The sequence below is a fragment of the Nostoc sp. DSM 114159 genome (assembly GCF_053470285.1).
In genome coordinates this window covers 678,855-700,498 of record NZ_JBPFEH010000001.1, presented here as the reverse complement: position 1 = coordinate 700,498, position 21,644 = coordinate 678,855, and the positions used below count along the sequence as shown (strand labels likewise).

Annotated in this window: 15 protein-coding genes; 7 read left to right on the top strand and 8 right to left on the bottom strand. The window is 41.6% G+C overall.

What is annotated here, in order from left to right:
* Positions 1-262: 262 nt before the first annotated feature.
* Entirely contained in the window at positions 263-2,173 is a 1,911-nt protein-coding gene (locus ACR5KR_RS02780) for a GTPase family protein (protein WP_448265360.1), read from the bottom strand.
* A 387-nt stretch (positions 2,174-2,560) separates the two neighbouring features.
* Here ACR5KR_RS02780 and ACR5KR_RS02775 point away from each other — a divergent pair, with 387 nt between their 5' ends.
* Positions 2,561-2,851: a DUF433 domain-containing protein gene (locus ACR5KR_RS02775; RefSeq protein WP_448265359.1), complete on the top strand. Its 291-nt coding sequence runs from the start codon at positions 2,561-2,563 to the stop codon at positions 2,849-2,851.
* A gap of 342 nt (positions 2,852-3,193) precedes the next feature.
* On the opposite strand, the gene ACR5KR_RS02770 is transcribed toward ACR5KR_RS02775, so the two are convergent.
* The 4 genes from ACR5KR_RS02770 to ACR5KR_RS02755 form a co-directional block, all read right to left on the bottom strand.
* The gene (locus ACR5KR_RS02770; RefSeq protein WP_448265358.1) at positions 3,194-3,907 is read right to left on the bottom strand and encodes a serine/threonine protein kinase; all 714 of its coding nucleotides are present in this window, start codon (positions 3,905-3,907) and stop codon (positions 3,194-3,196) included.
* Between the two features lie 119 nt (positions 3,908-4,026).
* Positions 4,027-5,127: an AI-2E family transporter gene (locus ACR5KR_RS02765; RefSeq protein ID WP_448265357.1), complete on the bottom strand. Its 1,101-nt coding sequence runs from the start codon at positions 5,125-5,127 to the stop codon at positions 4,027-4,029.
* Between the two features lie 120 nt (positions 5,128-5,247).
* Complete coding sequence (locus tag ACR5KR_RS02760) at positions 5,248-6,681, bottom strand: bifunctional orotidine-5'-phosphate decarboxylase/orotate phosphoribosyltransferase (protein WP_445627870.1); 1,434 nt, start codon at positions 6,679-6,681, stop codon at positions 5,248-5,250.
* Positions 6,682-6,908: 227 nt separating this feature from the next.
* Positions 6,909-7,508, bottom strand: coding sequence for a cytochrome b/b6 domain-containing protein (locus tag ACR5KR_RS02755; protein ID WP_445627871.1), 600 nt, complete (start codon positions 7,506-7,508; stop codon positions 6,909-6,911).
* Positions 7,509-7,661: 153 nt separating this feature from the next.
* Here ACR5KR_RS02755 and ACR5KR_RS02750 point away from each other — a divergent pair, with 153 nt between their 5' ends.
* The 3 genes from ACR5KR_RS02750 (at position 7,662) to ACR5KR_RS02740 (ending at position 11,284) form a co-directional block, all read left to right on the top strand.
* A complete protein-coding gene (locus ACR5KR_RS02750; RefSeq protein WP_445627872.1) occupies positions 7,662-7,808 on the top strand; it encodes a hypothetical protein in 147 nt (48 codons plus the stop codon).
* Between the two features lie 205 nt (positions 7,809-8,013).
* Positions 8,014-8,769 carry an SIMPL domain-containing protein gene (locus ACR5KR_RS02745; protein ID WP_448265355.1) on the top strand — a complete coding sequence of 252 codons (756 nt, stop codon included), beginning with the start codon at positions 8,014-8,016 and terminating at the stop codon, positions 8,767-8,769.
* 763 nt (positions 8,770-9,532) lie between these two features.
* The gene (locus ACR5KR_RS02740; RefSeq protein ID WP_445627874.1) at positions 9,533-11,284 is read left to right on the top strand and encodes a DUF4347 domain-containing protein; all 1,752 of its coding nucleotides are present in this window, start codon (positions 9,533-9,535) and stop codon (positions 11,282-11,284) included.
* Positions 11,285-11,394: 110 nt separating this feature from the next.
* Here ACR5KR_RS02740 and ACR5KR_RS02735 read toward each other — a convergent pair whose 3' ends face one another.
* Positions 11,395-12,924 carry a PAS domain-containing protein gene (locus ACR5KR_RS02735; RefSeq protein ID WP_445627875.1) on the bottom strand — a complete coding sequence of 510 codons (1,530 nt, stop codon included), beginning with the start codon at positions 12,922-12,924 and terminating at the stop codon, positions 11,395-11,397.
* A gap of 474 nt (positions 12,925-13,398) precedes the next feature.
* Here ACR5KR_RS02735 and ACR5KR_RS02730 point away from each other — a divergent pair, with 474 nt between their 5' ends.
* Positions 13,399-14,766, top strand: a complete 1,368-nt coding sequence (locus ACR5KR_RS02730; RefSeq protein ID WP_448265354.1) for an AAA-like domain-containing protein — start codon at positions 13,399-13,401, stop codon at positions 14,764-14,766.
* Positions 14,767-15,296: 530 nt separating this feature from the next.
* Positions 15,297-16,100: a PEP-CTERM sorting domain-containing protein gene (locus tag ACR5KR_RS02725; protein WP_448265353.1), complete on the top strand. Its 804-nt coding sequence runs from the start codon at positions 15,297-15,299 to the stop codon at positions 16,098-16,100.
* A gap of 167 nt (positions 16,101-16,267) precedes the next feature.
* Here ACR5KR_RS02725 and ebsA read toward each other — a convergent pair whose 3' ends face one another.
* The gene (gene ebsA, locus ACR5KR_RS02720; protein ID WP_322688958.1) at positions 16,268-16,642 is read right to left on the bottom strand and encodes a type IV pilus biogenesis protein EbsA; all 375 of its coding nucleotides are present in this window, start codon (positions 16,640-16,642) and stop codon (positions 16,268-16,270) included.
* Between the two features lie 649 nt (positions 16,643-17,291).
* Here ebsA and ACR5KR_RS02715 point away from each other — a divergent pair.
* Positions 17,292-18,698, top strand: coding sequence for a glycosyltransferase (locus ACR5KR_RS02715; RefSeq protein WP_448265352.1), 1,407 nt, complete (start codon positions 17,292-17,294; stop codon positions 18,696-18,698).
* Positions 18,699-18,874: 176 nt separating this feature from the next.
* On the opposite strand, the gene dnaX is transcribed toward ACR5KR_RS02715, so the two are convergent.
* A complete protein-coding gene (dnaX, locus tag ACR5KR_RS02710; protein ID WP_448265351.1) occupies positions 18,875-21,598 on the bottom strand; it encodes a DNA polymerase III subunit gamma/tau in 2,724 nt (907 codons plus the stop codon).
* Between the last annotated feature and the right edge of the window lie 46 nt (positions 21,599-21,644).

Genomic DNA, 21,644 nt, shown 5'->3' with positions numbered 1-21,644 from the left:
AGGTAAAACGGGTAGGTTCAGCAGACACCTACTTTTAATCGTAATCTTAACCTCGATATTGAGAGTACAATCTGTTACCGCATTTTTACTTTTCCTTATATAGTATGAAATTCTTCAAAATTGCTAAGTAAATATTCGTAATTTACTTTTATTTATTAATGCAACTTTTGGTATTTAATCTACGGAGGTTACGTAACAGCTTAAACTCGTTATTTAGACGTAATATTCACAATCCTTTGTAGACATCGCCATCGCAGACAAATTATTTGGCGATCGCTAAATAATACTCAAATCGCTCCCGGAGTTGTTCAACGGTCAGATTTTGAGTCCAGTACTCCACTAAAGCGTGACCAAATGCCCAAGCGTTGCGATCGGGTGCAGCGGAATTTTCCAGCAGTAGCGGCCAAAGGGCTAGCAACTCAAAGTTGACCGAGTTGGGGTTGAAGAGTGAGAAAAGCTCATATCCCATTTGCAGTTTGCCAATGACAATTGGCAACTGTTCCACAGGAATTTGCTTTGCCAGCATATACGCTAGGGCTGGAGATCCGGTTGAGAGGGTAGAAACAAACTGAAGGACGGGACTTTTGAGCAATGTCGTTAATCCTTGTGTTGTCGTCATCTGGAAGGTGTAGTGGTCGATGATTTTGGCGGCGGCGACAATGCGAGTTTCTAGATTACGCAAAAAGCGGGCGAGACGGAGTTGCTTGGTAGGTGCGATCGCATCCACTAATCCTAACGATAACGCTTCTACTCCCCAGGCAGCTCGATTTGTTTTGCTGTCGCTTGTAACTACTGGTAGAACGAGATTACAGAAGTTTCCTAGCAGTTTTGCCCGATACTCGGTGGCTTCTCTAATCGCAATTTCTTTGGGACGATCGCCCCATTCCCAATCATAAGGCGGTTGCCATTCGCGGATGGGACGCAGACGATCTACTTGAGTAACGATCGCGATCGCAGGTAAATCTGCAACTTCTGCTTTGATGTCTTGCAAAAAGTCTACATCCATTTGCAAGGCAGGATCGAGGGCAGGGGTGGCTAACAGCAGTAAATCTGAATTGATAGCATAATCAAGCACCAAGTTTCGGAGTTCGGCACGGTTGACTTGTTCGTAACCAGGTGTATCCAAAAGCGTCAGAGTTTCGCCACTTTCAGCTTGCCATTGATAATTCTGAATGCGATCGGTACTGGGTAAAACATCAACGGCTGCGAGATCCGCCTGAAATAGCGTATTAATCAGGCTACTTTTTCCCGATCCCGTGCGCCCCACCAGCAGAATATTCACGGGTTTTTGCTCAACCGCCTCGGCTGGTTGAGCTTGAGTCAGGATATCTCGGAGTGTTTGAGTTTTTGCCTGGGGTAAAGTTGGAGGGGAAACTACGGTTGCTGTAACTGGTAAGGTGCTACGTCCGTAAAGTGCGATCGCTTGTCGGCATAAGTTTCTCAAAGCAGCTTCTCGGAATAACTGGCTCAAATTCCCCAATAATTGCTGAGTTGCTTGGTTACTAGAACCCTGACTGGCTTGTTTTGCCACCGCCGCCACCGGATTTAAGATCCACTGTGCCCAGTTCCAAGCTTTCCAGAATTTCCGAGCCGATGGTTCCAACTTTCGGTAGACTTCATATCCTTGGTATGCTTGTCCAACCGTCACCTGATTGAGGACAGGGGATAACTTTTGCATCCACCGATCCATATCATCCACCGTTCCCCTAATCAGCCCGTAAGCTTGGGGGACGTAAATATTCAACAGGGGATATTGAACTTCAGGATTGTAGATATGAGCGATCGCTACGACTAAATCCTGGCATCGCGTCCAAAAAGTTTGCCAGTCTTCCCAAATCGGGCGATCGCTTTGTGCTGCTTGGAGAATTTCTTGAAGGGCGGTTTGTGCAAGTTTTGTGGTGTCACTTTCCACAGGTAGCGCTGCTGTATCCTCTGCTGTCGATTCCAGTTCTTCACGGACTTCAGTTAATACAGCTTCCACTTGGTTAACAGCTGGTTGAGTCCATTTGACTAGCAGCCAACGCCAACCAACAAATAAAACGGTGAATACACCCCAAATCCAATTAATGCCCCAGGCGTGAATTTGTGAACCAGCAGACACCAGTAAGAAAATGATGATAAACGCGATCGGAATTGCTAAGACTACCCACTGCCAAAGTTTTAACCGCACCATTGCCCCATACCTGCTTTGAAATGTTGGGAAATTCGAGTTTTTGTCAAAATTACTCTTATAAAAAGTCTATCGTCTCCAATGCAGGCAGGATGTTTGGTATTTTGGGATTAATGGTAGACTCCCAATACTGCTCGGTTAAGCATTTTAAATTGGAATTGGGTTTGGGGAAAAGGTTAAAGGGTAAAGGTTAAAGGTTTTTTCTTTCCCCTTTCCCCTTCCCCTTTTCCCCAAAACCCGACAAGTATTGGGTAGACTCCTAATTATTAGGGATAAATGTTTTATTTTGCTGTAGGTAGCTAAATAAACAACTGGATATTTATATTTCTAGATTAGAAGAAGTTTAAAATTGCTCAGTTGTCTATGAGAGCAAAATTTAGTAAACAAGCTATGCAAACAATTACCGACATTGGCACGCTGATTGTCAGCACACCCGGAACCTGTGGTGGTCGCCCTCGGATTGCGGGACACCGGATTACGGTACATAATATTGCGATCGATTTCAACGCAGGCATGAAACCGGAAGAGATAGTTGTCCAAAGACCACAGCTAATGTTGGCACAAGTTTATGCAGCGCTAGCTTACTACTATGCTAACCAGGAAGTAATTGACACGGAGATTGCCGCAGAAATTGAAGAATACGACCGTTTGGAAGCTGAGTACGCGGCGAAGAGACAGTGAGCCAAATTCGTTTGTATTTAGATGAGGACAGTGTTGAGAAGTCCCTAATCAAAGCTTTCTGTAATGCAAACTTGGATGTTGTGACAGTGGCCGATGTGAGCAGCTAATTTGGGCAACAGAGCAAGGGCGTGTTATCTATAGCTACAACCGAAGAGACTTTTGCTGCTTACATAACGAGTTTTTAGCCACAGAAAGAAATTATACTGGCATTATCTTGTTGCAGCAAGAACGCTATTCCGTAGGGCAACAGTTACAAGGTTTGCTCAAGTTGGTTGCTACTCGTTCGGTTGAGGAGATGGTAAACTAACTAGTATTTTTGAGTGCTTATATTGATAAAAGCTCTTAACGTTTTAAATACTTATTTAAATACTTAATATTAGTTAATCTTAAGGGTAGTTGGCAGCAAAAAGTTTTAACAGAAATTCCCAGACGATAAAATTTGCGGACGATATCTAAGATAGAGTATGGTACGCGCAGTCGCAGTGGGTAACACACGGGCAGATATAACCAGTAGTAAGCCTTTTTTAGGTCATTCCACTTTGAGCAAGCTTCTTGATGCAGGAAATCTGATATATCTACGACTAATCCTCTGCCTTGGTACATCATGACATTACGCCCGTGGACATCATGAGGGTGGAGTCCACGACTTCGTGCATAGTCAAGGGCTTCATCGATGTCCTTGATTACCTGCTTGGAAATTAGTAAACCAAAGTGCATACAATCGTAGAGGGTTGTTCCATAAAGCCGTTTCAAGACTAAAAACCCATCCTTGGCGTAGAAACACTCAGAAAACGCTGGATGATAACCTAGACGATGGTAAACTTCTACTTCCTCTTCAAAGCCTGGCCGTCCTGGGGCATAAATCTTAACTACATAGTCAGGGGAATCGGGGTGATAAACTACTGCGGCGTAATTTCCTCTGCCAAGCAGCCGCCAAGGTTGTGGAAGATAGCTGACCTTAATTGGATTATGGGGATTGACACTTTCAATCTGTAATCTAGGCAGTAGTTCCTGATAAATGTTTTTGACTAACTGTTTTAGGGGCAATTTGTCCATATTAATTCCTTAGCCAATTTACGAGGTTTGGGAATAAGGTTGACTTGAGTGAATTACGACCTAAATGATTCCGTTGCAACTTGCCGTTAACAGTAGAGATGGCAATTTTTATCCACAACTCATTGCGATATTGATTTTTCGACCAACAATTCCGATCCTGCTTCACCGTTATCCAGGTTATCAGAATTAACAGATTTAGAAAAACCATCTGCTACATCTTTGATAAAACCAGCTACAGGTACCGCAACTAGCAAACCCAAGACTCCGCCAACATTGGTTCCTACAAGCAGAGCAATTAATACCCATATTGGTCTAATGCCAGTAAATTTGCCTAAAAGACGGGGTGCGATCGCCTGATCGATTAACTGATCGATAACAACAGCTACCGCAAAAACCTTAGCTGCTAGCCAAAAGTCATGTGACGCTATTATTAAAGTTATCAAAACCAGACTGACGACATCACCAAAGGGAATTAAGCTCAAAAGTCCAACTCCCAAACCAAAGAGTAAACCAAATTGGACTTGAAAAGCTAAAAACAATAATGTTATTGAAACACCCATCAACAAAGCCAAACTGACCTGACCAATTAAGTAATTTTGAAAGTTTTGCTGAATAGACTGGGCGATCTGCTGGGCACTATTTCCAGGTAACTTATTAAATATCGCCTCCCAAATTCTTGGTCCATCCAATAATAAGTAAAAAGTCAGTACTACTGTGATTAACGCCTCAGAAATACTATCAATTGTATCTCTGATAATACTTAAAAGTTTATCTGAAATAAACTCTATTTCATTAGGTAATTGATCAGTAATTTGTGCTAACAACTGACTTAAATTTACATTTAGTTTATGATTAAAAAACCAATTATTGAGAATTTGAAGTTTTTCTTCGCTAGAATCAATCCATTGCGGAAAGACTTTAACCATTTCATTAAATTGCTCTAAAACAATGGGCAATAAAGTGATACCCAAAGCCACAACAATTACTAAGGCTAATATAAAAACTAATGCTACTGCATAGCTGCGTTTAACTTTCCGCTGCTGGAGAATTGAAACAGGATAGTTTAAAACGAATGCAAGCAAAATAGCCAAAACAAGAATTGTGACGACAGGTTGAAAGTTTTTAATCAGCAAAAATGCTAGCCAACCATTGAGAAAGACTAGAGGAAATAACAAAGTAAAAATTAACCATCTAAGTAGTTGATTCAGAGGAAAATTCATAATTAATTTCAAAGCAAAAATTATTTTAGTTACTAGATTGAACCGAGTAATTAAATCTGCTCAACAGGAAGTAGACAAGAAAAATATTTCCAGATTCTCCACTTCCCATGATTGAAATGATTAACTTTCAGCGAAAGCTAAAAATTGTTCCTCATTTATTCGCCCTGCTTGATAGAGAGTATTAGTAATTTCCGAAATAGTTAAAACCGCATGGCTACGATAACCATTTTGCTGTAACCTATCTTTCACTCCTTGTTCGTGATCGATAAATACCACAATATCATTAACATTTAATCCAGCTGATTCCAACTTTCCTGCCCCTTCCATGACACTTTTGCCGCTAATGAGAATATCGTCAACCACTACAACTGTTTCACCAGCATGAAAGTTACCCTCAATTACTCTCCGAGTTCCGTGTGCTTTCACCTCTTTACGCGGGAAAATCATCGGACAATGAAGGCGCAAAGCTAAACCAGTCGCAGTAGGTAATGAACCATAGGGAATACCTGCTAATCTATCAAAATCCAGATTCTTCAAAATATTCTCATAAGCTGTGAGAACTTGATTAAAAACTTGGGGATTGGAAATAATTTTGCGTAAGTCGATGTAATAAGGAAATATCGCTCCTGATGCTTGGACAAAGCTGCCAAACATAATGCAGTCAATATCATAAAGTTGTAAAATCAAATCTTGGTGTGGGTGCTGATTTAGAAAACAAACATCAGGAAACCACACAGAACAAGTAGAATTTTCGTAAATAATTTCAGTTTTGATTTGATTGATTTCTGCACGTAGTGACTGGACTTCTTTTGATAATTCGATATTTACCAACATATCTTGAGGAACAGGAATCAGTAAACCATCACCATTACTATTCAAGCCAGCTTCTAAAATTTGTTTCAGGTTTTGAGCCTCCGCCCAGATGCTACGCGCCATAATAATTCGTTCGGGTGCAACTGCTCGAATAAGTGCTAAAACTTCAGGATTTGTAGTTCCCACTTCCAAACCCAATTGTTCTGGAGTTCCCCAGGTTTTTGATTCTTTTACTACCTGTAAATAAAGGGGTGATTCGTTTGTCGGATATTGCTGTAAAGCTTCTGCACCTGGATTAGAAGTACAGCATAAAATAAACACCGCTTTATCAGGATAGACTAAAAAAGGTGCTACGTGATCTTGTCCTGTATAGGGACTGAGAGTGATTGCGTCCACTTGCCATTTGGTAAACACAGTCTGGGCAAAGATGCTACTAGTATTTAAGTCACTGTGTTTGGCATCTAAAATCACTGGGATATGGGCTGGAATAGCTGCTAAAGTTTTGTACAGTAGTTCTAAACCAGGAATACCTAATGCTTCGTAAAAGCCAAGTGTCGGTTTATAAGCACAAACGAAATCAGAAGTTTCCGCAATAATGAATTGTAACCACTTTTCCAAACCAGCAATCAGTTCTTCAGATTCATAACGCCCAGGCATCATCTCTGGATTTGGATCGAGTCCTACAAATAACAAGCTTTGATTTTGTAAGATATTTCTATTCAATTTATCAAAAAAGTTCATTTTTTTTAAAGAGTCATTTGTTATTTGTCATTGGTCACTTGTACTGAGTTTCGACTGCGCTCAACTACCGCATAGTCATTGGCGCAGCCTCTCGTAGAGAAGTATTGGTCATTGGTCATTTGTTATTTGTCATTGGTCATTGGTCATTTGTCACTTGTACTGAGCGAAGCCGTTGGCGCAGCCTCTCGTAGAGAAGTATTGGTCATTAGTCATTGGTCATAGTTTAGTTAGTAAAACATTGATTCTGTTAATTCGGTTCCACCCGCCTTACGTCCTAATTGATAGTGAATTATTGCAAATAAGATAACCATCGGCACTGAGGCAAAGTGAACAATTCGCAATGCTTGCCAATCGCCAAAACAATCCACAATCCAGGAAAATTGAGCAGGTTTATACATTCCTATCCCTGTAAATAATGCCAGCAGCAAAATAGGAATAATTGCTGTATAAGCAATTCGATGCCAAGCATAAATTAGGCGTTGGGAATTTTGAGTTTTTTGTAATGCTTTCAAGTCATTAGCACTGACAAAGCGATGTCGCCAGCGTCGGGTAATTAAAATGTAAATTCCATACCACAACAGGTTCAGCGAGAATAGCCACATTGCTGCAAAATGCCAGTGTCTACCTCCTGCAAGCCAACCTCCTAAAGTAAATATCAAAGGAATGTGCAAACCTGCGCGTCCACCAAAAACAGGGTTAGCGTTGTAAATTTGTAGTCCACTGGTGAGCATGATAAATAGACTAATGATGTTACACCAGTGGAAAATTTTGGCTCCTATTGCTTGAGTGGGTCGCTTTCGAGTTGGAGAGGGAACGTTGGAAGTCATAAATTTTGACTGATAAAATTTGTTGTTTATCTGTCTTAGGTAAATAGCCCAGCAAGTTTGGGTGAGTATTACTCACTTTTATTTTCCCATCATTTAGATTCAGTATTTTGGGATTAATGGTCTACCATCTGCTGTTTGATTACCAGTAGACCGATGTCAATCCAATACCTAAATCAGCAGCGCAGCAGTACAGGATTGCTCTTTTTTGGTGGAATGGGGTTTTCTGACGACCCTAGAGTTGTCAAACGATCGCATTTTGGCTGGCGAATGCGAGAGCGTTTTTTATCCAGTATGTATTAGACTTCTTGCATAAGTCGGGAAAAGGGGCAGGGGAAAGGGGAAAAGGTTCTGCAAAAGTCCCCTTCCCCTTTAACCTTTTCCCCCAAGAGTGCAAAAAGCACTTTTGCAAGAGGTCTATTGGTGATAAACGCGGTTTACTTTTTAGACATCATTTAAGATTAAAACATCAACAGGTATCAAACATCATTTAAGCAAGGAGAATAAGATGGCTAACACAGATAATCTCATCGATGTGAGAAATTTGGGTGTTGCGATCGCCGATCCCTTAATTGGTAGCACTACTCCAAAAACTCCTCAGATATTGGAAGTTACTGGTCAAGGAGAGGTCAATGTTGCTACCACTTTAACTGATGTAGAATTGGGGATTAAAGTACAAGGAAAGACTGCAACCGAAGTTCAACAACTTGTTGCTCAACGTTCAACAGCGGTAGTTGATGTACTGCAAAAGCTTGGGGCGCAAGAACTTCAAACTACATCTATTCAACTAAATCCTGTCTATAGTTATGAAAATAGTACTCAAACTCTAACAGGCTTTGAAGGCCTGAACACATTTGAGTTTGAGTTACCAACAAATCAATCTGGGGCAGCAATTGACAAAGCTATTCAAGCAGGCGCAAATGTCATACAGAATATCAGCTTCACTGCCTCAGATGAAGTATTGCAGCAGGCACGCCTGCAAGTTCTCAGCGAAGCTGTTAAAGATGCTAAAGCTCAGGCTCAGGCTGTTTTTAGTACCTTGCAGTTAACCCCCGGACAGATTATTGACATTGATATCAACTCAAATGACAATCCTAGACCATCTCCCTTCGTGTCTAATCTAACAGCAGATAGGGTTTCTACAACTCCTATAATTGGTGGTTCTCAGACGGTAAAAGCTAGTGTTTCTCTCGATATTGGTTATTCTCCAAATTCAGCAGTGATTCTCGATCTACCTCTTAATGGGTTGCAGCAATTTGCTTAATCAGGACTTATGCAAGTTTCACAAGCACGTGGCGGACTACACCGCGCCCAATACCGTTCGGTTAACGTGAGTTCGACGAGTGCTATTTTGACTTCTCCCCCAGCCCCTCTCCTACAAGGAGAGGGGAGCAAAAACCCTCCTTACTCGTTACTCTCCTTCGCCTTTTAGGAAAGAGAGGCTGTCTGGGAGAGGTTTGGTGAGGGGTTTTTAGAGCCGTCGAACTCACGTTAAAGTTATAGTTCTCAATTCTGTCCGTTTTATAAGTAAAAGCACAGAGCAATTAAATTTAATAGTATAAAAAAATACAAAGCTGAGTAGATAAAAAAAATTAGGTTGATTTATAAGCTTTTGAAGTAAGTGTGACATTGCTCGGTTGTGCCTCATCAGAATTTCTCCTACTAACTGCCTTCAGACTTTTTATAATTCCTTTAAACAATATTTCAGTAATCATCCAGATGACTTAAGACTACTAAACTAACAAAAATGGGATCAAAGTATAACAAGTCAGGCTATATAAAACTCTTATCGCCAAAATCTTCTTGAAATATGCCTTGTTAGAGTTCCTGTTTTAGTCTTCTTATGATCATCTTACTTACAAAATATGACTATTATCATAATTTGAGTAAGGATTACAAGCATCTTTGAAAAATGAATAAAGCTGCTATGTAGTCTATTCTGAATCGCATTATGCTGCCGCCTCACAGTCGAAAAATTCATTTTATGAACTGTCTTTAGTACACCAATATCGAGCATAAAAACTGAAATGGATAATCAACAATTGCGTGTCGATTCTAACCAAATTATTGTCTTCATTGATTCTGCTATAGAAAATTCCCAACACCTAATTAAAGGTGTAATACCACAAGCAGAAGTAATTGTCCTCACTTCCCAGCAGGATGGTGTTGAGCAAATCACCGCAGCTTTACAAGGACAAGTTCGCTTCACTAGCGTTCACATTGTTTCTCACGGTGCCCCAGGAACTCTTTATCTGGGAAACACAAAGCTGAGTCTTAGCACTCTGGATCGCTACTCCGAACACCTGAAGGCTTGGTTCACCCCATCCCTGTTTCTTTACGGCTGTAATGTGGCCATGGGTGATGCAGGAGAGGAATTCCTTACAAAACTTCACTACTTTACAGGTGCAGCGATCGCTGCATCTACAACACCAATTGGAAATGCAGCACTTAATGGAAACTGGGAACTAGACAAAAATTTAGGAGCAGTAGAATTTTGTCCAGCATTTCTTCCATCTGTAATGGAAAGTTATCCTACAGTGTTTGAACAGTCTAACCCTATAGTGGTGGGCAATACCAGTTATTTTACCACCTACGACAATATCAATGGCACAGAACTGTGGAGAATTGATGCCAACACTGGCAATCCGGTACTAGTCGCAGACATTAATCCCGGTAGTGCCTCCTCAAATCCCAGCAATTTCACTGTTCTAGGTAATAGCCTCTACTTTACCGCCAACAATGGTTACAATGGCACAGAACTGTGGAAAATTGATGCCAATGGCTATCCACAACAGGTACAAGACATTAATCCCGGTAGTGCCTCCTCCAATCCCCGCAACTTCACAGTCGTAAATAACATTCTCTACTTTGTCGCCACAGATAATTACAATGTCAGCCAGTTGTGGAAAATAGACCAAAATGGCTATCCACAGCCCTTAAGTGTTCCTGGTGGTCTGCCCAATAACAGCAACATCACAGTACTAAACAATCGGCTCTACTTCACTGCATCGGAGGGGATGAATGGCACTGAACTGTGGACGATTGACCCTAACAATGGCAATCCGATCAACCTCAACATTAATCCCGGTAGTGCCTCATCAAATCCCAGCAATTTCACTGTTCTAGGTAATAGCCTCTACTTTACCGCCAACAATGGTTACAATGGCACAGAACTGTGGAAAATTGATGCCAATGGCTATCCACAACAGGTACAAGACATTAATCCCGGTAGTGCCTCCTCCAATCCCCGCAACTTCACAGTCGTAAATAACATTCTCTACTTTGTCGCCACAGATAATTACAATGTCAGCCAGTTGTGGAAAATAAACCAAAATGGCTATCCACAGCCCTTAAGTGTTCCTGGTGGTCTGTCCAATACCAGCAACTTCACAACTCTAGGAGATAGCCTTTACTTCACTGCATCGGAAGAGATGAATGGCACTGAACTGTGGATGATGAACTCCACGACTGGCAACCCCATCAACCTCAACATTAATTACCAGAATGGTGCTTCTAATCCCAATAATTTCACAGTTGTGGGTAATAGCCTCTACTTTACTGCCAATGATGGTTACAGTGGGACAGAGTTGTGGAGAATTGTTGCTAATAGCTATCCGCAACAGGTAAAAGACATTAATCCTGGGATTGGCTCTTCCAATCCTCATAATCTGACAGTGATAGATAACACTCTTAACTTTATTGCTGATGACGGTATAAATGGTACACAAATGTGGAGAATTGATCCTAATACTGGTACTCCGAACACTTTGGGTATTTAACTTCCCAGAAAATACTTCAGCCTCCAAGAATGGTTTTCCAGCCTCCAGGCTGGGAACCAGTTGGGTTGGGGCAAGGGCTGTATCTTAACTTAGTGCCATTCGTTCATTACCTAAAAGTTGGCGTGTTTTCTAATCGCGGCATAGTGTCTTGCTGTTGTATTCATCTCAATCACCAACTCTGTCCCTCGATCTAATTGAGAATTACACTTAAGTTTACCTTGATGTTTTTCAACGATAATTTGGCGACTAATTGATAACCCTAGTCCTTGACTTTTGTCTACTGGCTTGGTTGTAAAAAACGGTTCAAATATATGTCTTTGGATATGGGGAAGCATACCTTTGCCATTGTCAAAAATGCGAATTATAACTTTGTGTTTTTTACCTAGTAGTTTGTCCTTTACCCAAGGTTCATTATTGTTGACCAATGATAAATGACTGCTAACAACTTCTGTATGAATCAAAATTTTTGGAGTAAAAGAATAATGGTGCTTCATCTTCTCTTCTAAAGCATCAATTGCATTAGTCAAGATGTTCATGAATACCTGATTTAGTTCACCAGGGTAACACTCAATTAAGGGTAATTTCCCAAAGGTTTTAATTACTTTAATTTCTGCTCTATCAGGTTTTTCTTTGAGACGATGTTGTAAAATCCTGAGAACACTATCAAATCCTTGATGTATGTCAACCTTTTGCATTTGACCTTCGTCAGAGGTAGAAAAATTTTGCAAGGCGAAAACAATATCTTTCACGCGCTCAGAACAGGCTCGCATTGACCACAGTAATTTGAAAAATTCTGTCTTCACGAAACCAAGGTCAAGGTGTTGCAAATGTAAGGCAATAACTGGAGTAGGCGTGGGATAGTAATATTGGTAAAGTTCAATAATTCTGATTAAATCTTCAGCGTATTTACTAGCAGGATGGAGATTGCCGGAGATAAAGCTAACGGGGTTGTTAATTTCGTTAGCCATATCCGCCACCAGTTGACCGAGATTAGCCATTTTCTGGTTCTGCAATAACTGCTTTTGGGTATATTTGAGTTCATCAAGAGTAGTTTCTAGCTGCTGTGATTTTTCCTTAACTTGGTCTTCGGTAGACTGGTGTTGAGCAATTTCTCTTTGGAGTTGTTCAAATAGTTGGTATTGTTGAGTAGCGATAGCTTTATCTTGATTAATATCCTTGTGCGTTCCCACCATCCGCACTGGTTTACCGAATTTATCCCACTGAAATACTTTGCCACAAGTCAAAATCCACTTCCACTCCCCGGATTTAGTCAACATTCGCAATTCGACTTCAAACACAGGTATGCATCCTTGCAGATAATCGTGCAATACCTGGCGAATTCTTGGTAAATCTTGTGGATGTACCAGTTGTTCAAAGGATTTATAATCGTTGTCGATTTCGTCTACTTTATATCCCAGGATGCTTTTCCATTGGGAATCGTAATAGGTTTTGTCAGTTACCAGATTCCAATCCCACAACCCCAAGCCATTAGCGATTAATGCCATTTGTAAGGCGGCTTGTGAGCATTGGCAAGGATCTAAATTTTCTAGAGATAAGTCTTTGGTTTCTGGGAAACTCTGAGAATCTTGTACTGAAAGTAGAGCTTCTGATTCATGAGTAGCGGGTTCTTGGATATGCATAGCTGCTGGTACGATGAGGAAGATATTCTGTAGCTTTCTCTCTACGCTGTTTTAGCACCCTGACGATTCAGTTATGGACAAATCGCCTAGTTGGTTTATTAGGCTGTAACTTAGGTCAGGGATATATCAGCCGATATCATCAATTGAAATGGAATTTAGAAGAATGTAACCTCTGTTGCGATCGCAATAGCAATATTTTAGAAAAAATCGCTACATTGTTGTGCATCTACATTCTAAGATATGTCTAAAAAAAGTAGTTCAAGTCACATATAATTACCTAAAAATCCCGAAAAAGTTGTAAAAAAAATTCTATGATTGAATCACGCTAAATAATTTCAAGATGCAAAAAATTGTCAAGGCTTTTTTGTAGCTTTTTGAGTCAGGTCTGGCTGCTATGCATACAAGGCAGGCGACATTGACTTCTAAAGCTTAATGGTGTGAGAAAAGATCGTGCTGAATTAGACTCAATGAGTAATGACTATAGATGAACTAGTATTGCTACTAAAAGCCAGTCAAGCAACCGGTTTAACGACGCTCCAAGAATTGATATTACGTTCTTCGTGGGAAGGAGAAACCTACGCCAATATAGCTATTGAAGCGCACTACGGCGAGGAACGTGTTAAGAAAATTGCCGCTCATTTATGGCAAGTACTGAGTAATTTTTACAAAGAACCAATAGATAAATCCAACTTTCGCCAGACTCTAGAAAATCACCCTTTTAGCGAAGCACATCAGCAGTTAATTAAGGAATTCAACCGAGCCGCCACAGCGATATCCTTAGAATTTCCTAGTGGTCCAGTATCTCTTAATTCCAGATTTTACATTCCTCGTTTGCCAATTGAAGAACTCGCTTACGCAGAAATGGCTGAACCTGGGAGTGTAATTTGCATCAAAGCACCCAAAAAGATGGGGAAAAGCTCTCTGGTTTTGCGATTGCTTGCACGCGCTAACAAGCAAGGCTTTCGTACCGTAACTTTGGACTTTCAGCAAGCAGACAAAGCAGTATTTGCCAATTTGGATAAATTTTTGCGTTGGTTCTGTGTCAATGTTAGTCGGGAGTTACAGCTAGAACCAAAACTCAATGATTATTGGGATGAAGATATGGGTAGCAAAGTCAGCTGCTCTATCTATTTCCAAAAATATTTACTGCCTGCGCTCTCAAGTCCCCTGGTTTTAGTATTAAATGAGGTGGATTGGCTATTTGAGTATCAGGAAATTGCTGGAGAGTTGCTACCATTAGTGCGATCGTGGCATGAACAAGCCAAAAGGGTAGAAATTTGGCAAAAACTGCGTCTGGTTCTGGTTTATTCAACAGAAATTCTTGTTCCCATAAAACTCACTCAACCACCATTTAATATTGGTTTGACAATTAATTTACCTCCCTTTACGAAAGAGCAAGTGCAGGATTTAGCACAACGTCACGGCTTGGATTGGACAGATGGTAAAGATGCCGATAGTTTAATGGCAATGGTGGGAGGAAATCCTTATTTGGTGCGATTGGCATTGTATCATCTTGTAGGTAAAGGTGGATTAAAAGGAGATTTAGGGCAGTTATTGCAACAAGCACCTACAGAAGCCGGAATCTATAACCAGTGTCTAAGGCAATATGTATTAGCACTTCAAGATGAACCAGAATTAGGAGATGCTTTTTATGAAGTGATTAATACTACAAATTATGTGAAATTAGAGCCAAGCTTGGCATATAAATTACAAAGTATAGGGCTAATTAATTTAGAAGGCGATCGCAGTACTCCTGCGTGTGAATTATATCGGTTATATTTCCAACAATATCTCAAAAAAAGTGAGCATTTCAATAATACTCATGTTGAACAATTGAAATAAGAAAATCAACAGTTATCAGTCCTTTATAGTTTAGATGAACTAACTTAATTAGTTAATTACTGCTACTTTGAAAGCTACCTGCAAATTGAGGGGCAAAATTTTGCTCGTCAAAACACTCCAATATCACTGATTTTTTGCGATATAAAAAAGAATTCAGCTATTCGGAATTCAGGAGCGGAGCCGGAGACGCTCTGCCTCCGGTCAGAATGAAGACGCTCGATGACTCGCTAACGCTTCGCTATCAGTGGGGGATTCAGACCCGCCGCTGTTTTGTTTAACACTAAATATGCAGATTGAGTAGAGGTGTTAAACCCCTGAATTCATCCAGTAGTCGCACAAAATTCATTCTGAATTCTGACTTCTGACGCCTTTATTCTGTTTTACTAAAAATAGCAACTGATAAGACTTTTTTTGTCGATGAAATTTCCATTACTAGCTTGGGAATAATAAATCATGCATGAGATAAACTTGCAATTAATCTCAGCATATTAGGTGTGTTTACTATCGACAAATAAAGGAACAACTTGTTAATGAAAGTGAGTTCATTAGGAATTAAGTTAGGTCTTGCAGCTGTTAGCAGTAGTTGTCTTGCAGCAGTAGCGATCGCTATGAGTGGGGCAAGTGCAATTGCTGCTCAATTCATCACAATTGAAAGCACTGGTACATTATCAGGAACTATCGAACTGCCCAGGAATAATCCCAATTTCAATAACAGTATTACTCGTATTGATACGGATGATACTGGAACTTATTACCGGAACTTAGGTACTAATAATAATCCTAATTATGTTCCTGTATATCAATCAAACTATTTACAGGTAGAAACACGCTCCGATGGAAGTCTGCATCATTTTGTTGACTTTAAAGGTATTCCAATTGTCTCGTTTGATGGTGTTTTGACATCACCTGTTCTTTCTGGTGGTCAATTGACTACCTTTCTTTACCAGGGACAATTGCCAGGAACCACATTTCAAGGAGTAGTTCAAGATGAATTTAATCTTACAAAAGCTTTCTACACTGGTACTGTCACCGACCCAAACACCGGAAAGAAGTATCAAGGTACTTTTGAAGTGAGTGGATATGGGGAGCGATATAGTAATCCCAATGGGAATTTAACTCCCACGGTCTTTGATTTCAAGTCTGATATCCCAGGTTTACCAGGTGTAACATCTTTGACCATAACTAACGCTAGTTTGGCAAATTTAAGAATCATAGTACCTATAAATGAAACTTCTATTCCAGAACCCGCTAGCCTTCTCGGAACTCTGATGGTAGCTAGTTTTGGTATCGTTCTGAAAAGAAGAAAAGACAGCGGACTTAGGAAGACGTTTTAAAACTAAAAGCCTGTTGTAAAAAAGCTCACAAGGCTGAAGCTGAATTGTAAAAATCAGTGCCTTGTGAGCAAATAATCTCAGACAATAAGGACTTTAATCCTTATTACTAACTTATTTATCTATCAATTTAAAATAAGCCGGACTTTTGCAAATCCGGCTGAGTTTAATCATTCATCTATACGCAGTAGCTTGCGATAAAACGGTTGCGAAAAATCGGTTATACGATAACGTTTATAGTTATCCATAAGTTCAATTAAAAAATTAATAAACTCGAAACTAGCCATCATCAGTTCATAACTCAGGTCAGCATTGCCATCAAACTGAATTCGGCAACGGGTTAAGTCTGAGGGTAAAGTAGCAACATTCCAAGAGGCGACAAAGGGGACATGTTCGCTGGCTTCAATTTTCCGATGTCCCTCCAAGACCCCTTTTTGATAAAGACTGATGGCATAGGGTAAGAAATTGCGCCTAGCACCCTGAACATAAGGTAAGTAAACACTCGCTTGTTGTTGAGTTGCAGGCTGGAGTTGCTCAATAGACATAGTTAAATATTCCTCAAGTTAGTTAGCAACTGGGGATATTAGTGGATGTTAGTAGTATTCCCCAAAGATGTGTCTAAAGCACATAGTGGTCAGTGAAGAAGGGAATAGGGTACAGGTTACAGGGTACAGATTATTCCCTATCACCTGTCACCTGTCAGCTCTCTAATCCCAATACCAATGCCCCATGCCTAATAAATGAAGTTACTACTAAGAAATATTAAAATTTCGGTTACAATGATGCTGCATTAACTGTTATCGAATCTGGGAACGGTAACACTAAAAATCCCTACTGTACAGTGGTGGATGCCGTTATTGCAGTTTTTCCCAACAAAAAGCTGCTGCTACCTTGCTATTACTTTACCCAAACCGGAGTTCTCATTAGAGAAAGTCCGACTCTACAAGCTTCCTGCCGAAGTGGCTATCAAAGGAATCAAGCTTCTGTCTAAGAGTAGCAAACGCGGTTAATATGAGGTAATTACGCACAGTGGCGGTGACAACAAATGTAGTCCCAGCGGCTTTTGGCTTAGGGATAGCGGGTATTGCAGTTTGCCCATTCCGATTAATATCGGGAAAAGTAGCTTAGGGATATTTGTCCGTAAAATTACTAACTGTAGACAAATAGTGGTTTTTGAATCAAGCAACCTAACCTATGCCAGCGAATTCCTGGCCCGAAGAAGATTCTTATCAAGAGCTCGATCCGCTCAACTCCTTGTTATCTGACCTATCAGTAGATGAGGAGTCAGTGTTAGAGACAGATTCTATGTCTCTACCATCCCGGTTTCAAGGTCGTAGAGGCAAAGCAGCTCTAGTCTTGACTATCGTCTGGAGTGGCACGATCGCTCTACATTTAGTTTCTTGGGCTTCCATTTTTATTCTAGGACTGACCACCATTCTAGGATTTCATGCTTTGGTGGTGGTGTTTACTAAATCCCGTCGCTATCCAAAAGAAATACAGGGAGATTTACCTTCTGTTTCGGTGCTAGTGGCTGCGAAAAATGAGGAAGCGGTAATTGCTAAATTAGTCAAAAATCTTTGTAATCTGGAATATCCAGGTGGGGAGTACGAAATTTGGATAATTGACGATCGCAGCAGTGATAGCACGCCACATTTATTAGCGGAACTCGCACAGAAACACGACCAGCTAAAAGTACTAAGGCGTTCAGCAGAAGCTACTGGTGGCAAATCGGGAGCGTTGAATCAGGTATTGCCGCTGACAAAGGGCGACATTATAGCAGTATTTGATGCTGATGCCCAAGTAACACCAGACTTACTGCAACAGGTAATACCTTTATTTCAAAGAGAAAACGTGGGGGCGGTGCAGGTGCGAAAAGCGATCGCCAACGCTAAAGCAAACTTTTGGACTAAGGGTCAAATGGCCGAAATGGCCCTTGATACTTGGTTTCAGCAACAGCGGACTGCCCTTGGTGGCATTGGCGAGCTGCGGGGCAATGGTCAATTTGTCCGGCGTTCCGCCTTGGAAAGCTGCGGTGGCTGGAATGAAGAAACCATTACCGATGATTTGGATTTGACAATCCGTTTACATTTGGATAAATGGGATATTGAGTGTGTTTTCCATCCAGCGGTGCAAGAAGAAGGAGTGACAAATGCAGTTTCACTTTGGCATCAGCGCAACCGTTGGGCAGAAGGCGGTTATCAGCGCTATTTAGATTATTGGGATTTAATTCTCAAAAACCGGATGGGATGGCGTAAAAGCTGGGATTTGCTGATTTTTATGCTGATTATGTATATCTTGCCGACAGCAGCAGTCCCAGATTTATTAATGGCGATCGCTCGTCATCGTCCACCAATGTTAAGTCCGATCACAGGCTTGTCCATTTCTATGTCGATGGTAGGGATGTTTACAGGTCTGAAGCGGGTACGTCAAGATCAAAAATTCCCACTTTCTACATATCTTACGATGCTGGTGCAAACCCTGCGTGGCAGTTTATATATGTTGCACTGGTTAGTCGTCATGAGCAGCACTACTGCTCGGATGTCGGTAAGACCAAAGCGCCTGAAATGGGTGAAAACCTTGCATACGGGGAATGGAGAATAGGGAATAGGCAATAGGGCATGGGGCATGGGGAATAGGGAATGGAGCGGGGGATGGGGAATGACGAATAGGGGAGAGTTTTCCCCTCTGCACCCCGCCCAATGCCCAATGACGGCAGTTGCTCCACTTGGGGAGACCCCAAGACCGCACTGCCTCCCCAATGCCCAATCCCGAATTTTTTATTCATCATCCACGTCTGCTTCTTCTACCCATTCTGGTGTAGTTATGGAATCGGAGAATTCTGGAAAATCATCTGCAAAACGGATGATTTGTCCGTTGAAAAATTCTGCTACACGTTGAGCTGCGATCGCTACTTCGTCAGGTTCCCAATCAGGTGCGGGTGTTTGTTTTGGGGGTGGAGGCAAAGTTTGCATCCCGTTTGCATTTACCCCGTTTCCATTTGCCCTATTTCCATTTACACCATTGCCATTTCTTGCTGCTGTCGGTGCTGGTGGTGGATTAGTTGGCCGTGGTGCCGACGCTGGAGGCGAAATTTGCTGGTTGTAACTGGGAGTTGGTGGTTGCTGAGAGCGAGTAGAATCTTTTGGCGGAGGATTTTTTTTGGCTGAGGTAGGAGTTACAGAACTGACTTGTTCCAGATTTACCTGAACTTCACGTTGAAAAGTCTGCTGGAAAGCTGCTTTCATCATCGGGAGATCAGATTTAAGTGTTTCATACCATTTAGCCCCTTTAACAGCAATACGCGCTACAGTACCGTTAAACTCTATTAGCTGGCACATTTGTCCAAGTAAAGCTTGCCTGGAAGGCATCGGAAAATTAGTACGCACCTGTTGCCAAACCTGAGTTAAGTCATATTCTGCTTCGCCAACAACTTCTGAAGTTACTGGTTCAAGGTTCGCAGGTGGCACGGGTACGGATACAGGTTCTGGGGTTGGTGGTGAAACTGATTTAGCAGCAGCAGAATTGTGATTTGTTTGCCGTTCAACTGGGGGAGATGAAGTGACGGGCTGATTTTGGGCTGTCGCTTGATGATTGACAGATGCAGAATTATGATTTGTTTGCGGTTCAGCTACAGGTACAGAAGAGACTGGGTGATTTTGGGCAACGACTGGAGGATAGTTTGGAGATACAGCAGGTGTATTAACTCGTGGCGCGACACTTGAGGTTTGTGGCTGAATATTCGTCGTCGCACTGGGTAACAATCCTAGTAATGTTACCTCCAACCACAAACGTGGCTGGGTGGTATTTTTAATTTGTACTTCAGCTTCTCGCAAGTGTTTCTGTCCCGCCAAAATCACGCTCATATCGAAGTATTGAGCAAACTCAACCAGCGCTGTCCAAGTTTGCTGAGTACAAACAACTAAATCGTGGCGGTTGGGCGCTGTTTTGGCAATCAGTAAATCGCGGTAAAAAGCAGCGAGATTTTGCAGAATAGTTAGGGGTTCTCGACCGCGATCTAGGATGTAGTGGGTACAGTCTAGAACCGCTTCCGGTTTATCTTGAGCGATCGCATTTAAAAGCGCTAGCAAGTCCTGTTCGCTTACCGTCCCCACCAAATCCCAAACTCGCTCTGGCGTGACTTCACCTGCTAACAAGCTTAATTGGTCGAGTAGACTTTCGGCATCTCGCAAGCCTCCCTGAGAAAGTTGGGCTACCAGGGTGACAGCATCAAGTGAAATATGAATGTTTTCTTTATAGGCGATCGCGCTTAAATGCTTCACCATCGCCTCTAACTGAATGCGTCTAAAATCAAACCTTTGACAGCGCGAAATAATTGTTGGTAAAACCCGTTGCGGGTCTGTTGTCGCCAATACAAAAACCACGTGTTTCGGTGGTTCTTCTAGTGTCTTGAGTAGCGCATTGAATGCCTGGGTACTGAGCATATGGCAATTATGCACCAAAAGCCCATTAGCAACAAAGTTATGATTATCTGCTACTTCAATGTCATAGACTCGCTCGAGCCCAGCGAGGTGAACAGATTCGACAGTCTCCAAACTTGTAATCCATTGAGGGGATGGAATATTGTTTAAGGTCTGCCAGCCATTTTCTACTGGTGCTTGCCCCCAACCGTATATAGTGGTATGTCTTGCCTGTACTACTTCTGGTGTAAAATTTTGTTGTTGCTGAGTATCCCATTGCTGTAAGCCAAGTAGCAATGAGTTGGTTTTCTGCGGCAGAGAATCCTTCGGTATGTAGTTGAATTTGTGGACTTCCTTCTGGACTGAGGGTGCGTCCATCGATACCAAATTTGTAAATGAGGATGCCGCATCCGCATTCACAGGGGATAGTATCTTCACTCCTTCTTTTACGTCCAATGCTTGTAGCCATCCCTGGTTTGTCCTAATTAAATGATTATCGGTACATCTAATTTCTCGGTTAGTTGTCTTTATAACCAGGGTTTGCCGTTCTCCTTGCTCTAACCATCTGACAACTTTCTTGAATTCCCACTTAAGAGATGAGTCGTTGTAACTCAGTACTTTCTTCCCTTTAATTTTGGGATCGTCAATTCTGTGAAGTCCCTCATCAGTCAAGATCAGAGAATCTCCAGTTAAGCATTCGTCGATTACATAAACCTTGTAGCGACACTGCACAGGAGCAAACTGGGCTTTTTCAATCAACTCGCGGATATTATCGACACCAGTATTACTAGCGGCATCGATTTCAATTACATCTAGGGTGTAGCCCTTAGCGATCCCCTGACAAACCTCACACACGCCGCAGGGTTCAGCCGTGGGCCGATCGCTTTTGAGACAATTGAGGGACTTAGCCAAAATCCGGGCACTAGAAGTTTTCCCCGTACCTCTTGGCCCAGTGAATAAGTAGGCGGGGGCGATTTTAGATGTGCCGATCGCGTTCGTGAGGGTGGTGGCGATCGCCTCTTGGCCCACCAGTTCAGCAAAACTTTTGGGGCGATATTTGTGGTGCAGGGGTTCGTAAGACATGGAAAAATAGACTTCAATGCCTTTCAATGTTGATTAGTAGCACCGA

Coding starts and splice junctions, on each gene's coding strand:
- ACR5KR_RS02780 (WP_448265360.1), bottom strand. CDS start 2,173: ATGGTGCGGTTAAAACTTTGGCAGTGGGTAGTCTTAGCAATTCCGATC.
- ACR5KR_RS02775 (WP_448265359.1), top strand. CDS start 2,561: ATGCAAACAATTACCGACATTGGCACGCTGATTGTCAGCACACCCGGA.
- ACR5KR_RS02770 (WP_448265358.1), bottom strand. CDS start 3,907: ATGGACAAATTGCCCCTAAAACAGTTAGTCAAAAACATTTATCAGGAA.
- ACR5KR_RS02765 (WP_448265357.1), bottom strand. CDS start 5,127: ATGAATTTTCCTCTGAATCAACTACTTAGATGGTTAATTTTTACTTTG.
- ACR5KR_RS02760 (WP_445627870.1), bottom strand. CDS start 6,681: ATGAACTTTTTTGATAAATTGAATAGAAATATCTTACAAAATCAAAGC.
- ACR5KR_RS02755 (WP_445627871.1), bottom strand. CDS start 7,508: ATGACTTCCAACGTTCCCTCTCCAACTCGAAAGCGACCCACTCAAGCA.
- ACR5KR_RS02750 (WP_445627872.1), top strand. CDS start 7,662: ATGTCAATCCAATACCTAAATCAGCAGCGCAGCAGTACAGGATTGCTC.
- ACR5KR_RS02745 (WP_448265355.1), top strand. CDS start 8,014: ATGGCTAACACAGATAATCTCATCGATGTGAGAAATTTGGGTGTTGCG.
- ACR5KR_RS02740 (WP_445627874.1), top strand. CDS start 9,533: ATGGATAATCAACAATTGCGTGTCGATTCTAACCAAATTATTGTCTTC.
- ACR5KR_RS02735 (WP_445627875.1), bottom strand. CDS start 12,924: ATGCATATCCAAGAACCCGCTACTCATGAATCAGAAGCTCTACTTTCA.
- ACR5KR_RS02730 (WP_448265354.1), top strand. CDS start 13,399: ATGACTATAGATGAACTAGTATTGCTACTAAAAGCCAGTCAAGCAACC.
- ACR5KR_RS02725 (WP_448265353.1), top strand. CDS start 15,297: ATGAAAGTGAGTTCATTAGGAATTAAGTTAGGTCTTGCAGCTGTTAGC.
- ebsA (WP_322688958.1), bottom strand. CDS start 16,642: ATGTCTATTGAGCAACTCCAGCCTGCAACTCAACAACAAGCGAGTGTT.
- ACR5KR_RS02715 (WP_448265352.1), top strand. CDS start 17,292: ATGCCAGCGAATTCCTGGCCCGAAGAAGATTCTTATCAAGAGCTCGAT.
- dnaX (WP_448265351.1), bottom strand. CDS start 21,598: ATGTCTTACGAACCCCTGCACCACAAATATCGCCCCAAAAGTTTTGCT.